Consider the following 320-nt stretch of genomic DNA (forward strand, 5'->3'; position numbering starts at 1 on the left):
AGTAGGTAAGGTTCTTCGCGTTGCATCGAATTAAACCACATGCTCCACCGCTTGTGCGGGCCCCCGTCAATTCATTTGAGTTTTAACCTTGCGGCCGTACTCCCCAGGCGGTCGACTTAACGCGTTAGCTCCGGAAGCCACTCCTCAAGGGAACAACCTCCAAGTCGACATCGTTTACGGCGTGGACTACCAGGGTATCTAATCCTGTTTGCTCCCCACGCTTTCGCACCTGAGCGTCAGTCTTCGTCCAGGGGGCCGCCTTCGCCACCGGTATTCCTCCAGATCGATCGTCGCCTAGGTGAGCCATTACCCCACCTACT

The 320-nt window shown here is 56.2% G+C and carries 1 rRNA gene; it reads right to left on the reverse strand.

Annotated elements, in window-relative coordinates:
• Positions 1 to 320: ribosomal RNA gene (locus tag ACJ5GX_RS06765) — 16S ribosomal RNA — on the reverse strand; the annotation flags it as partial.

This window comes from Wolbachia endosymbiont of Tuta absoluta (assembly GCF_059414725.1).